Origin of the sequence: Paenibacillus sp. S-12 (assembly GCF_030363895.1) — a bacterium.
GTDB lineage: Bacteria > Bacillota > Bacilli > Paenibacillales > Paenibacillaceae > Paenibacillus_B > Paenibacillus_B alvei.
In genome coordinates, this window is sequence record NZ_JASIUF010000012.1 from 145,495 (window position 1) to 161,190 (window position 15,696).

General features: G+C 46.5%; 12 protein-coding genes. All 12 read right to left on the reverse strand.

Annotation, left to right across the window (positions count from 1 at the left end):
* Positions 1-7: 7 nt before the first annotated feature.
* The 12 genes from NO352_RS11735 to pdhA all read right to left on the reverse strand — a co-directional run bounded on the left by NO352_RS11735 (position 8) and on the right by pdhA (position 15,551).
* Positions 8-1,534, reverse strand: coding sequence for an SDR family NAD(P)-dependent oxidoreductase (locus tag NO352_RS11735; protein WP_268599496.1), 1,527 nt, complete (start codon positions 1,532-1,534; stop codon positions 8-10).
* Positions 1,531-3,258: an HAD-IIIC family phosphatase gene (locus tag NO352_RS11740; protein ID WP_197267980.1), complete on the reverse strand. Its 1,728-nt coding sequence runs from the start codon at positions 3,256-3,258 to the stop codon at positions 1,531-1,533. The genes NO352_RS11735 and NO352_RS11740 overlap by 4 nt, the downstream gene beginning before the upstream one ends.
* A gap of 12 nt (positions 3,259-3,270) precedes the next feature.
* The gene (locus tag NO352_RS11745) at positions 3,271-3,513 is read right to left on the reverse strand and encodes an acyl carrier protein (protein WP_268599494.1); all 243 of its coding nucleotides are present in this window, start codon (positions 3,511-3,513) and stop codon (positions 3,271-3,273) included.
* Positions 3,510-5,846, reverse strand: coding sequence for a hypothetical protein (locus tag NO352_RS11750; RefSeq protein ID WP_289355738.1), 2,337 nt, complete (start codon positions 5,844-5,846; stop codon positions 3,510-3,512). Before NO352_RS11750 ends, NO352_RS11745 begins: the two co-directional genes overlap by 4 nt.
* A gap of 854 nt (positions 5,847-6,700) precedes the next feature.
* The gene (locus NO352_RS11755) at positions 6,701-8,188 is read right to left on the reverse strand and encodes a glutamate synthase subunit beta (RefSeq protein ID WP_289355739.1); all 1,488 of its coding nucleotides are present in this window, start codon (positions 8,186-8,188) and stop codon (positions 6,701-6,703) included.
* A 214-nt stretch (positions 8,189-8,402) separates the two neighbouring features.
* Positions 8,403-8,888: a dihydrofolate reductase gene (locus tag NO352_RS11760; protein ID WP_289355740.1), complete on the reverse strand. Its 486-nt coding sequence runs from the start codon at positions 8,886-8,888 to the stop codon at positions 8,403-8,405.
* Between the two features lie 70 nt (positions 8,889-8,958).
* Positions 8,959-9,753: a thymidylate synthase gene (gene thyA, locus NO352_RS11765; protein WP_005549927.1), complete on the reverse strand. Its 795-nt coding sequence runs from the start codon at positions 9,751-9,753 to the stop codon at positions 8,959-8,961.
* Between the two features lie 214 nt (positions 9,754-9,967).
* Complete coding sequence (locus NO352_RS11770) at positions 9,968-10,450, reverse strand: zinc ribbon domain-containing protein (protein WP_005549926.1); 483 nt, start codon at positions 10,448-10,450, stop codon at positions 9,968-9,970.
* A gap of 224 nt (positions 10,451-10,674) precedes the next feature.
* Positions 10,675-12,093 (reverse strand): dihydrolipoyl dehydrogenase, encoded by a 1,419-nt coding sequence (lpdA, locus tag NO352_RS11775; RefSeq protein WP_005549925.1) that lies wholly within the window; start codon positions 12,091-12,093, stop codon positions 10,675-10,677.
* A 6-nt stretch (positions 12,094-12,099) separates the two neighbouring features.
* Complete coding sequence (locus NO352_RS11780; RefSeq protein ID WP_005549924.1) at positions 12,100-13,371, reverse strand: dihydrolipoamide acetyltransferase family protein; 1,272 nt, start codon at positions 13,369-13,371, stop codon at positions 12,100-12,102.
* A gap of 37 nt (positions 13,372-13,408) precedes the next feature.
* Entirely contained in the window at positions 13,409-14,386 is a 978-nt protein-coding gene (locus tag NO352_RS11785; RefSeq protein ID WP_005549923.1) for an alpha-ketoacid dehydrogenase subunit beta, read from the reverse strand.
* Between the two features lie 97 nt (positions 14,387-14,483).
* Complete coding sequence (gene pdhA, locus NO352_RS11790) at positions 14,484-15,551, reverse strand: pyruvate dehydrogenase (acetyl-transferring) E1 component subunit alpha (protein WP_005549922.1); 1,068 nt, start codon at positions 15,549-15,551, stop codon at positions 14,484-14,486.
* Positions 15,552-15,696: the final 145 nt, after the last annotated feature.

Below are 15,696 nucleotides of genomic sequence, written 5' to 3' on the forward strand. Positions count from 1 at the left end.
ATCCCCCCTATTGATGTCGGAAAGAGCCTTCCAGAATCTCATAGCCATCCTTAGCCGATGTGTTTCCGATACGCTTAATTACCTCCACCGCAACATGCTCAGGCATAATCGATTCGTGTCGAGCCAACGGCATATTGCTGAGGTCAGTCCGCATTCGCGGAGGTCGTACAATCAAGAGCTTTCCCTTGTGCCGCTTGGCGACGGTTTTCGCCAGCCCTTCTATAGCGCTTTTGGCTGCAACATAATGCGGATAATCAGGCGGAACATCCGTAACGCTCTCAGCCGACAGCACAACACTCCAACCTTGCTTCGCAGCAACCGACTTTAGCCATACAGTTAATGGCACGCTGGTCAATCGGAAGCTGCTCGCTACGTATTGCTGCATGCGTTCCAGTTGCTGTACCTCTGTTGTCATCGGTAACATCGGGAGTCCGGCGTTAATTACCAAGATATCAGGCTTTCCAAACTCATCATCCCAACACTTCTGTAGTTCCAAACACCATGCAGCATCACCGGCATCTCCTTGATATGGTCGTATGCTTCCACATCCGGCAGGTACCATCTCCGCCAGCCGCCTCATAGACTCTTCGCTACGATGATATATGGCGAGTACAGTAGCGCCCTGCATCGCTAAACCGAGCGACATTGCTGCTCCGAAGCCGCGGCTTGCTCCCATTACGATCGCTACCTTCCCCACTAGTGCCCGCGATCTCGGCAGCAACTCTTCTATCCGATCTACTGTCACCTCAGCAACTGGTTCCCGCAAGAAGACGTGAAGCTCCGATTCTGCAACTAATGTATCTTGCGATTTGAGAGTCGCACGCGCCCGCATTTTGCTGAATCGATCGTCATAACCAATGACTTCAGCATCATAATTAATCGCGGCATCGCCAATTACTGCCTGCTCCCGAAAATGCATCGTCAACTTGTTGCATAATGAATGCCTCCCCGGAAGTACCATTCCGGCAAGATACGTCTGCCACATGAGTGCTGCTGCCTGTGCTGCGCCTACACCTTTGTCACGCAGCTTCAATCTTTCCATCCATATGTCCAAGGAAGGCTGGAGCGGCCAGTATTCTCCGTTCACCTGGCGTCCCTTATACAGGTCGCTTCCACTTAGCTCTATCGGTTCTTTACGAACTTTCGGCTGTGCCTCCATCCGGTTCGGTTCGCTAGGAGCGCCAGGCCGGAAGAATGCTTTTCCCTTTGCGGCTATTCGCTCGCCGTCATAAATTCGGAAATGACTCTCCTCCATAGACTCGCTTACGGTCTCGATGATGTAATCTACCTCGACAAACAACGGATGTACAAATTCGGCCGTAACACTAGACAACGTATATCCCTCTCGATCAGGGAGAGAAGATAAACAGAAGAGCTGCTCCAGTGCTCCATACACAATTCGTGCCCCATAAGGCGTCCGGTATGCATATGATGCATCGGCATGTAATGGGCTCCAGTCATGGCTGGCACGAGCAAACTCATCCAGATCCTCCATTGTAAAGCGGATAACGGAACGCGTAACTTGTGCCATCATGACACAACCACTTCGTCTTCTCGAGTAATATAGGCAGGCCATTCCACACTCGCAACCTCGCATTTTTCACCGACCGCAATACAGCCAATTGAGGCAAAAAACTGTCTAGCCGGCTCATTTCGTGGATGCTGCTCCACTTGCGCCAGCAAGCGCAATACCCCACGTTCAGCCAGCAGCCTGAACGTCGCTGCAACCATTGCTTCTTCAATTCCCCTTCCTAGTACGCGGCAGCTAAGGACAAAGGTATCCAACTCTGCCGTATCACCTTCCAACTTTACAATCAACGCTCCTACGACTCCGTAATCGCCAAAGCGATCCTTGCATTCGCATAACAGAGGAACATAAGCCGAATCTTTACAAACCTCCATCAGCTCTGATTCGTTTCTTCTCCGGCAATTGATATTAAATTGATTGGTCTTATTCACTAACTGAGTGAATCGTGCCATGTCAGTGGCTTCCGGTGTAAACAGCCGGGCATGAATTTCGAGCCCTGCTCTGTATTGTTCCGGTCCAATGGCATGACTCGCAGCTTCCCGCCGCTTTGATTCCTGCTCATAGTAAGCAGCACGTCCTAAATCCTCTAATGTCGGCGGAAGACGATCCAACGTACCTGCTTGCTGCAATACACGGATGGCCGCAGATGGATCGGCCGGCATCTGAATGCAGGAAACCTCTGGAATCGAAGCCTGCACCTCTGCGATTTCTACTGGATTATCATCGATAAAGACAATGCTGTTCAGTCCGAGTCCCAGCTCTACAGCGATCTGGCGCAAACTCTCTGATTTAGGCTGCCAGCCAACTCGCCAAGCCGCGATATGTTCCTTTTTCAGTCTCATCTCCCGACGTTTTTCAAACACTTCTATAACGTCCTCGTGCGCGTTCTTGGAGCATACAGCGATCAACATACCCGCACGACGCAACTCCAGCAGGTAAGACTGAAAGGTTTTGAACGCTTCACCTTTCCCGTTGTCTGCCAAATCAATTCCCTCGACGCCATCCTCCCCGACAACGCCACCCCAAAGCGTATTATCCGCATCTACGGCGATCAATTTGCGAGGCGAAGACTTGCTTAACGTAATCAATTGCGCAGTGTTTCTGGCAATCGCATGGAACACTTCCTCCGTATATGGGATGCGGGCTAAGAAATACAACTGTTCATTGTAGGATTTCTCATATCCGAAGTGACGAATTACCTCTTCCGCGTCTACAAGCAGAACGCCAAGTTTGCGAGCAAGTTTGCGCCGCAGCTCCTCACGAACCGCTGTTGCTGCCGCAAACACCCCCTCAACATTATTGGCATCCCCGACACCAAGAGGACGACGTTCCGACACGGCAGGCAAGATATAAACAAGTGTAGATTGCCATCTCCTAGAGGCTTCGAGCGCAGCATCCGCCATATCAATGGCTTCTTTCACATACGAACCGAGATTATCCGCCATCGGTAGCTGCTGGCCTGCCCACAGATCCTCCAGACTCGGCCATACCACCATGATATCCGGTTGAAAGCGTGCCGTAATACTGTTATCATTCAAGCATTCCTGCACTACTTGATTGTATGGACTAATCAATCCTTCAGAGATGAGCCCGCTTTGCTCCAATGTAATGCCCAGATACGGTTCGAGCGGGTTGATCGTGAACGTAGACAAGTATGCAATCTTTACATTTGCAGGCTTACCTGACTTTTTTATTTTTTGCCACTGCATGCGAAGTTGAAATAAGCTCACACTATCCCTCCTTTACACGTTACCCGCAAGGGTCTCTACACCCTTCTGCTTGAGCATGGCTTTCACATCGCCAATCGTCTTCATCTGTTGAATTTCTTCGATCGTGAAGGACACCTCGTATGTCTCTTCAAGCGCTGTAATCAGATTAATATGTGCGAGGCTATCCCACTCCATTACGTTGTCTCGTCCTGAATCGTCGTTCAATTGCGCTTCAGGCACACCGGTCACTGCACTCAGAATCTCTTCACATCTCATACCAGTAACTCCTCTCGTTTTTGATTCCATCCTTCAAAATGATGCTCATCCAATGCCCAAGTGTCTTTTAAGAAAGACACCATATCATCAGGATCTGTAGAAGTGCGCACCACTGTAATGCCTGAACAGCTTACGCGCACCTCTTCACAAAAAGCTGGATTGGCTCCTATATACAAGATTTCTTCCAGCCTGACCCCCTGATCGTTCGCCATTTCTTGCACTGCTGCCGAGATATGCTGGCTTCCAAAGCGCCAAGATGTTATGTGGCGCAGCCGCAGCGGCATAGAAGGCTGATCGCGAAAGGCCCGAATCATATCGATCTCTGCATTCGCGCCACAGAGGCAAATCGGGGTTCCCCGCTGCTGCACATTCACGAAATATTGCTGGAGTAAGCTATGGTGCTGTCCAACTTCAATTTGTTCACCTTCACTGCTTGAGCCAGACCAGATTACATCATCACACTCTACGATTACCATGCGATATGGCAGCTTCAGAAGAGGGTAAATGTGTCGTACAGCCCATGTACCTATCACCGCGAAGTATTCTGAAGTATAAGGAACATGCCCCAATTCATCAGCATATGCATCGGTTGTCGTCAACGTTGGATATAGGCGGGAAATATCATGATGTGAGGTTACCGTTACGTTAGTTACACGGCCTGCATTATGTATCATCAGAGATGTCAGATTTTCGTACCATTCAAGCTGGTGCTCATCCGCCTGTATTCGGTCCGAAGACGGCAGGATCAAAATCTGGGTTGGGGCCATATTCATACGTCGATAAGCCTCAAGCGTCTGGAACCATTCATCGACAAGCGCACAAGCTTGATCTGCTTCACTTTGGCTACTGTCCTGCAGCTGAAATACATCTTCCAAACGCAATAAAATTAAATTTATTCCTTCATGATTAGCAGCAAGTAAACTACGTGGATCGAGTAATTGCTGAAACACTTGATTGTAAGGAGCGAAACAGAGTTCATATGGCACCCTAAGGCGCTCCAGCCAGAATGATAAGGAATCGGCAACTAAACCGGATGTAAACGTTGATGAAATGGCTACCCGAAGTCGTAGAGGCGGGATGGATTCTGTCAATTGCCATATTGGAATGTGAGGATCAAGTGTATAACGATGCAGCAAATCTAGTATATGTGCGGTCATGCCTTGGGCAATTTCCAGTTCCCGCTTTCCCGCCCCGTGTACAAAATGGACTTCAAGCGCGTTATCGCGAGTGTCTAACTTGACGTCCAATTCATATCCCAATAAGCCGTCTATCGTTTCATACAATTCCCACCGTAAATTTGCAGTGTGCAAGCTTGCGTCCGGAAAGTTATTCTTGGAAATGCGCACTTGATGACAAGGCGTTCCTGCCGGCAATTGTGCAATCTGTCTCAACAGCCGTGGATCTTTCTGCCGACGTATGGCTATATCTAAGTCATGATTTATTCGGAGTGCCATATCGGCAAGCGTTTCCGACTCTTGTATGCTTGTTTCGAGATAAGAGGTTCCTACTCTCCCGTCCGACATGGCCACATGGAAGCGATCCTGTCCGCTGTACCGGTAAAGTATAGTCAACACTGCTGCTGCTACAAGGTCTGATATATGGAGGTTGTGCGCCAAAGCCAATGATTCGAGCTTTGTGTTGATCGGCGGATTTACTGTACACGCTGTCCGTCGTGATCCTGCACTAGAAGCACTCGATTCCTTATTTAGCTGATGATTGGTGAATAATTCAAGCATTTCGAAGGTGTCTATGTCTTGCAGAAGCGAGAGCTCTTCCTCTAACGGAAGAGGAGTGAAGTCTGTTGTCGATGATTGGTATATGTAGGATGAAGTATCTACCTCAAGTGTGGAATAAATATGGACCAATTCCTGAATCAAGCGATATACGATTGGTCTGTATGCAGCAGCTTGCACGTTCCAGAGAAGTCTGTGTTCTTGTTCTGTTACTTTAATCAAGCACGGATGACGCAGATGTTGTCCAATTGGATCGCACTGCTCAGCTTCCAGCCTAAGCAACAGTTCCCATGTGTTTGGATCATAATTCGCAATTTCCAACTCTTCGAGCTGCACGTTATGAATGCCAATTGGCTGGTTTATACTGTCTTGGAATCCAGCATACTTATTCATTAGATGCCTAATGCTATCTTCAAGCAGCCGTGGATTTAACAAGCCGATAAGTCGAACCTCAAAGGTCAGATCATGATTCACATAGTCATGAGTATTGCAGCTAAAAGTCTGCCAGGCAGTTCGATTAGGTGCCGTATTGCTTCCTCTTTTCCCCTTTTTCTCTTGTGGGTTCAACTCGCATAAGGTCGACGATTCTACCACTTGCATGAACTCACTTCCTTTTTCATAAAGACATTAACCATTATCGTTAAATTACTGATCGGTTAACGCTATAAATAATATAGATCGATCAAATTTTAATGGAAATCATCCCACAAATTTGCGAATCGAATACAACATTTCTAATCAAGCAAGAGGATATCCTAGAATCTGATATTATTCAACTATTTATTTGCGACATATAATGCGTTTATTCGACCTTTGACTGATTTATTTGTCGATTTCTGGGATTCAATATTTTGACGATATTAAGAAAAAACGCATTTTCTTCGTTTTTTATGGCAACATGGTTTAATATAATTATTTTGTAAAATGCTTCTATGAATAGGGATAACGCCGTCGCATATTGGTATTACGTACTGCTTACATCCTAAAAGTAGCCTGGTCTTACATAAAATTAAATCACCTTCAAGAAAATGTTTTTTTATGTCGTAAAATATGAGGACAATATCGGATTTTTTTGTCGTCAACGAGAGCGATCTATTCAAAAGAAGTAAAAATGCAAGCCAATTCAGATGAGATTGGAAGTATGCCGTAACAACAATCATGGAACAGTTAAGGATGCGAAAAGTTAACTCGCCTAAATATCTAAATGGCAATAGGAGTATCGGGAAGGTGAACTCCATCGTTTAGAGCAACCAGTTGGTAATTAATATAACTAAAGCCTCGATAAAAAACTTTGTATTCAAACGAAACGAAACAGCCAGTCGCCGATTAATTTCGACGCCTGGCTGTTTAACTTGCAAGTTGTTGTGTTCCTTATCTGATAAATGAGAGTTAGTCCCTAGAAGGCACAGCTTCTCCCTGCATGGATTACATAACTTTAACATCCTTGAACCGTGTTATGGCAGCAACGTCGATCCCATCAAATAACGGTCTACTTCCCGCGCTGCCTCACGGCCTTCGTTAATCGCCCAGACGACAAGACTCTGGCCGCGTCTCATATCGCCTGCCGCAAAAACTTTATCAACATTCGTGATATACTTGCCATATGCAGACTTTACATTCGTACGGCGATCTGTCTCCAAGCCAAGCTGCTGAATTAGGGTCTGTTCCGGTCCATCAAATCCGATTGCAATTAAAACGAGCTGAGCCGGAAATACACGCTCTGTCCCCGGAATCGGCTTATAGCTCTTCTTTCCGGATTCATCCACGATCCGTTTGATCTGCACCGTATGAAGCTCCTTGATATAGCCATTCCCATCACCGACGAACTTGGTCGTCATAATGGAGAATTCGCGCGGATCATTGCCATACAAGGCTTTTGCTTCCTCATGAGCATAATCTAATGTATATACGTTCGGGAACTGCGGCCAAGGATTGATGCTAGCATCTCGTGTCAACGGCGCCATCTCATGCGTGCCGAATTGAGTTACGCTGCGGCATCCATGACGCAGCGCTGTAGCCACACAATCAGTTCCGGTGTCCCCACCGCCGATGACGATCACATCCTTGCCCTTCGCATGAATGAACTGGCCATCCTCCAGCTTGGAATCCAGGTAGCTCTTAATCGTACCGTTCAAGTAATCCATCGCATAGTGAATTCCTTGCAAATTGCTTCCTTCGATTTGGAACTCACGCGGTTTTGTGGCGCCACCGCATAAAACGACAGCATCATGAGAGACAACTAACTGCTCTGCAGGTATGTCCTTGCCAATCTCCGTATTCGTCAAAAATTGAATGCCTTCCGCTTCTAGAAGCTGAATGCGTCGATCCACAACATGCTTCTCGAGCTTCATTGTCGGGATCCCGTACGTAAGTAGACCTCCTAGACGATCTGCCCGCTCAAAGACAGTAACCGAATGACCTGCCTTGTTTAATTGAGCGGCACAGGCAAGTCCAGCAGGGCCAGAGCCTACGATTGCTACATGCTTCCCAGTTCGCTGAGCAGGAGGCTCGGGCTGCACCCAACCTTCCGCAAATCCGCGCTCGATAATTGCTTCTTCTATCGTCTTAATCGTAACCGGCTGGCCGATCAAACCTACCGTGCAAGAGCCCTCACAAGGTGCAGGACATACGCGCCCTGTGAATTCAGGGAAGTTATTCGTCTTGTGCAAACGCTCAAGAGCCTCCTGCCATAACCCACGATACACGAGTTGATTCCATTCTGGAATTAGATTGTGTACGGGACAGCCTGATGTTCCTCCCGTCATTTCAATACCAGTATGACAATACGGAGTTCCACAGTCCATACAGCGGGCCCCTTGCATACGAAGCTCTTCTTCACTTAAATGCTTATGGAACTCTTCCCAATCCTTCATCCGTTCCAAGGGATCGCGATCAGCCGGAATCTGACGGCGATACTCCATAAATCCAGTAGGTGTTGACATGCGATTTCCTCCATCCGTCCATCCGTATATTTGTACGAGTTAGGTTGATTGGTATTTCTATTCCTGTAATTGTTAATGTATCGTTTTTCATTGCACTCTTCGACATGTTATTTCAACCTATCCTACTCAATTTATACCTATATTCCAATGGAGTCATGAACAAATCATTTGCATTTCTTCACACAGCAGCAACTTAACCAACTAGTTTTTCGATCTATTTTTTCCGCAAATAGGACTGGAATTGGTGAGAATACGCGTTCTTTTCATCCACAATGCCCGGCTGCTCCCATTCCAGCTCCCATACATGCTCATCATATGCCGGAAACCGCTCGTCGCCTTCAAATGTACCCGAAATCCGGGTTACAAGCAGCTTATCCGCATGAGGCATGAAAAGATTGTAAATTTGTGCTCCACCAATAATCATCACTTCTTCATTTTGGGCAAGCTCAAGTACGGGATTGATGTCAGTAATAACTTCGGCATCATCCGTACGCCACTCCGAATTACGCGTCAGCACGAGATTGCGACGCTTCGGTAGTGCTCCATTCAGCGATTCATACGTTTTTCTGCCCATAACAACGATCTTGCCTTTCGTATTCTCACGGAAAAACTTCATATCATTCGGCAGGTGCCATGGCATCCCGTTATCCTTGCCGATAAGCCGCTGTTCATCCATCGCCCATATCATCGTAATCGACAAATTCAATTCCTCCTTGGTTCGTTTGTTGCAGAGTCACAGAAGTCGAATGTAATCATTACGTTCGCTGCTCCTACACAGCTACAGGCGCTTTGATTGCCGGGTGATATTCGTAGCCTTCAAATTCAAAATCCTCAAAGCGATAATCAAAGATCGATTCTGGCTTGCGCTTAATGACCAGCTTTGGAAGCGGCAACGGTTCACGCTGCAACTGCGTGTTCACCTGCTCCAAATGGTTAGAGTAAATATGGACGTCACCACCGCTCCATATGAACTCACCTACCTCCAAATCGCATTGCTGAGCAACCATATGCGTCAACAGCGCGTAGCTAGCAATATTGAACGGCAATCCAAGGAATGTATCCACGGAACGCATGTTCAATAAACAGCTCAGCTTGCCCTCCGCAACGTAAAATTGGAAGGAATAGTGGCAAGGAGGCAGCTTCATTTGGTCGACCTCTCCTACATTCCATGCTGACACGAGCAAGCGGCGAGAATCCGGATTCGACTTAATTTGTTCAATAACATTCGTGATTTGGTCAATCGTACGACCGTCTTTCGTCTCCCACTTCCGCCATTGAGATCCGTAGACAGGGCCAAGATTACCGTTCTCGTCTGCCCACTCATCCCAAATCGTTACCTTGTTTTCCTTCAAGTAGCCGATATTCGTATCGCCGCTAAGGAACCACAGCAGCTCATGAATAATCGAACGAAGATGCAGACGCTTCGTCGTCACGAGCGGGAAGCCTTCATTTAGGTCAAATCGAAGCTGCCGGCCAAATACTGAGATAGTACCTGTCCCCGTGCGATCCTCTTTTTTCACACCATGATCCAAAATATCCTGCAACAATGCCAAATATGATTTCATTCTCTATCCACTCACTTTCCTTACCGTTCTGAAGTGTATCTTACCTAGTGTACCATTCCGAAGTAAAAAAATCATCGGGTATCCCATTCCATTATCATTGTGTTGATTGTATACCAAGTTGCGCCTTACCTTAAGGTTACTTGATTCTCATTCTCTAAAGGAGGCAAAATCAAAAGCAAAATCCGGGCATATTATACCCGGATGCATCACCATCTTATTGCTGCCCTTCGAATTTATGTCCACATTCCGCACAAAAGCTAGAGCTTTTCTCACTTGCTACCTGACACACTGGACATACAACCATCACTTTTATTTCTCCATTTTCCATATTTGGATTATGATCTACAAAGTGATGACCACAACTCGAGCAAAACTTCGTATCTAATGCAGCAGGTTTACTACAAGCCGGACACAACTTCTCATTCTGCACGGTGCGAATTCGGTCTTCAATTTCCTGAATTTCGGCTTTCTTTTGATTGACCTGTTCACTAAAGAGTAACAGTTGATCACTTATCTCTTCTAATGACTCATTTTGCATGGCATGATATACACATTCTCCCATACGACTGTAAATGCCCGTAATTTCTTTTTCCTTTGAGGATATTTGAAATTTCAACCGATTTACCTCTATCGTGGTCTGTGCTTTTTTGCCTGCTTCCGCCGCACCTTGTTTTAATTTATCAAAGAAATTGCTCATAGTATCCTCTCCATTCCGTAAATGTGTACTTATCATCAATACATTGGTATTAGTAATATAGAAGAAAAATCCCCTATTTATTACATTGATGACCTTTTACAACCAGTACCATTTACATCTCGGTAAAAAAAAGCCCCCGCAGCGCTGCTGCAAGGGCAAAAGCAAATCAATATATAAACAGAACCGTAACAGAACGTATACAGAACCCTCAGAGAGAGAGGGGATTACTTACCTACCGTGTGGATTGGGTGACCAAGAACAACTTCAGCAGCTTCCATCACGATTTCACCAAGTGTTGGGTGAGCGTGGATTGTAAGAGCCAAGTCTTCTACAGTTGCAGCCATTTCAACTGCCAAGCCCATCTCCGCGATCAAGTTCGATGCTTCAGGACCAACGATTTGAGAACCGAGAACGATACCTGTGTCAGCATCGGATACGATTTTCACGAAGCCGTCAACGCTGCCGCCGAGGGACAACGCACGACCGTTACCTGCATAAGGGAATTTACCAGCTTTCACTTTGAAGCCTTTTTCCTTCGCTTCGGATTCAGACAAGCCTACGCTTGCGCACTCTGGATCAGTGAAGCATACTGCAGGGATGCACTTGTAATCTACAACGCTAGGCATTCCAGCGATTGCTTCTGCAGCCACTTTACCTTCGTAAGAAGCTTTGTGAGCCAATGCAGGACCAGCAACGATATCGCCGATAGCGAAGATGTGTGGAATGCTTGTGCGACCTTGATGGTCAACTTCGATCAAGCCTCGATCAGTCATTTTCACGCCGATCATGTCCAGACCAAGCTCACCGTCTGTGTTCGGACGACGACCAACTGTTACGAGCAAGTAGTCAGCTGTCACTTCTTTGGACTCGCCGCCAACTGTGAATTTCACAGTAACGTCTTTGTCTGTTTGTGTAGCAGACTCAGCTTTAGCACCAGTGAAGATCTCAACATTGGATTTCTTCATGTTTTTCGATACAAGTTGTGTCATGTCTTTATCGAAGCCAGGAAGAACCATGTCCGCGCCTTCGATAACTGTTACTTTCGTGCCGAACTTGGAGTACATTTGACCAAGCTCAGCGCCGATGTAGCCGCCACCGATAACGATCAAGGAATTAGGAACTTCTTGCAATTCCAAAGCTTCTGTCGAAGACAGGATGCGTCCAGTGAATGGGAATGGCTTCAATTCGATTGGACGGGAACCTGTTGCGATGATGCAGTTTTTGAACTTGTAGCGCGGTGCTTCTTGATCGTTGAAGACACGTGCTTCATTTTCATTGATGAACATGCATTCGCCTTTGAACACTTGAACTTTGTTAGCTTTCAACAAAGCGCCTACGCCGCCAGTCAATTTCTTAACTACGCCGCCTTTGAATTCTTGCACTTTTTTGAAGTCAACTTTTACGTTTTCTGCAGTAATACCGATTGCAGAAGCGTGTTGTGTTACTTCATATTGATGTGCCGCGCTAATAAGCGCTTTGGATGGAATACAACCGCGGTTCAAGCAAACACCGCCGAGTTCGGATTTATCTACGATGAGTACGCTTTGGCCGAGTTGGGCAGCGCGAATCGCTGCCACGTAACCGCCAGGGCCTGCCCCGATAACCAAAGTGTCAATATTCAAAGATGCGTCTCCTACTACCATTTCCGGTTACACCTCCATTACAAGCAACTCAGGGTTAGCAAGCAGTTGCTTGATGTAGTTCATAAAGTTTTGAGCTGTCGCGCCGTCGATCAGACGGTGGTCGAAGCTGAGGGACAATGCCATAACTGGCGCTGCCACGATTTCGCCGTTCTTCACAACTGGTTTCTCGGAGATACGGCCTGTACCCAAGATTGCAACTTCTGGGAAGTTGATGATCGGAGTAAAGAACATACCGCCAGCAGAACCGATGTTAGTGATTGTAATTGTGCTGCCTTTCAATTCGTTCGGGCCAAGTTTGCCTTCGCGACCACGGCTAGCCAAGTCTTTAATATCATCAGCGATCATCCAGATGCTGCGACGATCTGCATCATTGATAACAGGAACGATCAAGCCATTGTCTGTATCTGTTGCAATACCGATGTTGTAGTATTTTTTGTACACGATTTCGTTGTTTGCTTCGTCGATCATTGCGTTCATCGCAGGGAATTGACGGCAAGCTGCAACGAGTGCTTTTACGATGAATGGAAGGTAAGTTACTTTTATACCTTTCTTCTCCATCATTGGCTTCAAGCGTGTGCGGAAAGCAACAAGCTCGCCAACTTCCACTTCGTCCATGATTGTAACGTGTGGAGCTGTATAAGCCGATTTAACCATTGCATTGGAGATCGCTTTGCGGATACCTTTGAATGGTACGCGCTCTTCTTCAGCTGCACGCCCTGTTGCAGGTGCTGCTGGTGCTGCTGTTTTCGCTTCTTCTGCTTTTGGTGCTGCAGCTGCTGCTGGAGCTGCAGGTGCTCCTCCGTTAGCGAATGCATCTACATCTTCACGAGTGATTTTACCGTTCTTGCCTGTAGCAGGAACTTCAGCAATGTTCACGCCAAGATCGCGAGCATGCTTGCGAACGCTTGGAGTTGCAAGAACATCACGGTTAGGTGCTGTTGCTACGCCTTCAGCTTTAGGAGCTTCAGCTGCTGCTGGTGCAGGAGCTGCTTCCTCTTGAGCTGCTTCTTCTGGCATATCTTGCTCAGGAATGTCACCTTCAGCGTCGATGATCGCTACAACTTCGCCCATGTGGCATACTTGACCATCTTTCGCGAATACTTCCAATACCGTACCATTTACAGGGCAAGGAACTTCAACGATAGCTTTATCGTTTTGTACTTCCATGATGATGTCATCATCAGTTACCTTGTCTCCTGCTTTAATGTGCATTTTAATAATTTCGCCTTCGTGAAGGCCCTCCCCTAGTTCAGGGAAGCGATACTCAAATTTAGCCACAGTAAAATCCTCCTTCTACTCTCTGTTCGGTTCTCTCTTAGAAGTTCAATACTTTATTGACGCCATCTACGATGCGAGCTGGTGTAGGCAACCATTGATCTTCGATTTGTGCGAAAGGATACACTGTATCTGGACCTGCAACGCGAAGTACAGGTGCTTCCAAGTGAAGAATCGCTTTTTCGTTGATTTGCGCAATAACCTCTGCAGCTACGCCGGAAGTTTTTTGTGCTTCTTGTACAACGATTGCGCGGTTCGTTTTCTTGATGGACTCAACGATTGTGTCGATATCAAGCGGCGCCAAAGTGCGAAGGTCGATTACTTCTGCTTGTACGCCTTGCTTTTCAAGCTCAGCAGCAGCTTTCATTGCTGTATGAACCATCAAGCCGTATGCAAGAATTGTTACGTCTTTACCTTCACGAACAACTTTTGCTTTACCGATCTCAACTGTATATTCGCCTTCTGGAACTTCATCACGGAACGCATGGTACAGGTTCAAGTGTTCCATGAAGAATACTGGATCATTGTCACGGATTGCGGAAATCATCAATCCTTTTGCATCGTAAGGATTGGAAGGAACAATAACCTTGATACCAGGAGTTTGTACCATCAATCCTTCTAGCGAGTCAGTGTGCAATTCTGCAGCTTTTACGCCGCCACCAAATGGTGTACGGAATACGATTGGCGCATTGTAGCGGCCGCCGGAACGGAAGCGCATGCGTGCTGCTTGAACGCACATTTGGTCAAGTGCTTCATAGATGAAACCTACGAATTGGATTTCAGCAACAGGACGGAAGCCTTGAACACCAAGACCTACTGCCAAACCGCCAATTGCGGACTCCGCAAGCGGTGTATCGAATACACGCTCTTCACCAAATTCTTTTTGCAAACCTTCAGTCGCACGGAATACACCGCCGACATGGCCAACGTCTTCCCCAAAGACCACAACATTAGGGTCTCGTTTCAACTCAACGCGCATTGCGTCGCGAATCGCTTCTTTCATATTCATTTGTGCCATTGCTTCGTTTCCTCCTTACCGTTATCACAGAACCTTATATGGATTCGTTGTCCTCGCATCAATACGAGTCCCGTTAACTTTCAGATCGCTGTCCGAATTATTGGAAATCTGCTTTTTGCTCTTCCAAGAATTTCGGAGTTGTTTCGAACATGCTGTCGATCAAACCTGAAACAGTCATTTTCTCTGTCTTTTCAGCACGTTTGATTTCTTCGTTCACTTTTGCTTTTGCTTCATCTTTTACGCGAGCTGTGTCTTCTTCTGTCCAAAGACCTTTTTTCTCCAAGTATTTGCCGAAGCGCACGAGTGGATCTTTGATTGCCCATTCTGCTTCTTCGTCTTTTGTACGATATTTTGTAGTATCGTCCGCCATGGAGTGTGGACGGTAACGGTAAGTCAACGCTTCGATCAATGTTGCGCCCTCACCTTTGCGTCCGCGTTCTGCAGCGATTTGAACAGCCTTGATAACGGCAAGTACGTCCATGCCGTCTACTTGCATGCCATGGATACCTGCTGCAACGGATTTGTGAGCGATCGACTTCGCATTTGTTTGTTTCGCAAATGGAGTTGTGATTGCATAACCGTTGTTTTGTACGAAGAAGATAACTGGCAAGTTGAATGCGCCTGCGAAGTTCAAGCCTTCGTAGAAGTCGCCCTCGGAAGAACCGCCGTCACCTGTGTATGTGATTGCAACTTGTGCTTGCTTTTTCAATTTGAAGCCCATAGCAATACCCATCGCGTGCAGGATTTGCGCACCGATGATGATTTGCGGCATCATTACGTTAACGCCTTCTGGAATTTGTCCACCATGTTGATGTCCACGGGAGTACAAGAATGCTTGGTACAATGGCAATCCGTGCCATACGATTTGCGGCATGTCACGATATGCTGGCACAACAAAGTCTTCTTTTTGCAAAGGATATACACTACCTACCATAGAAGCTTCTTGACCGGATACAGGTGCATAGAAACCAAGGCGGCCTTGACGACCGAGGTTGATTGCGCGATCATCCCATGTACGTGTAAATACCATACGGTACATGATTTCTTTCAATTGTTCGTCAGTCAGATCCGGAACCATATCCGGGTTAACAATTTCTCCTTCCGGAGACAAAACGGACAACGGTTGAATATCTTCCGTCTGAACTTCAAATGGGAACTTGCTCATGTTTTTCACCTCAATAAAAGTTTGAAGATTTTGTTTCGCTGTTATAGAATTATTATACACCTGTTTTAGTCGATTGGTCAAAATAAAACGCGAAAAAAGTGAACATTTTGTTGAATTGTTGTTATAACAGCTCTTATTTTTGACT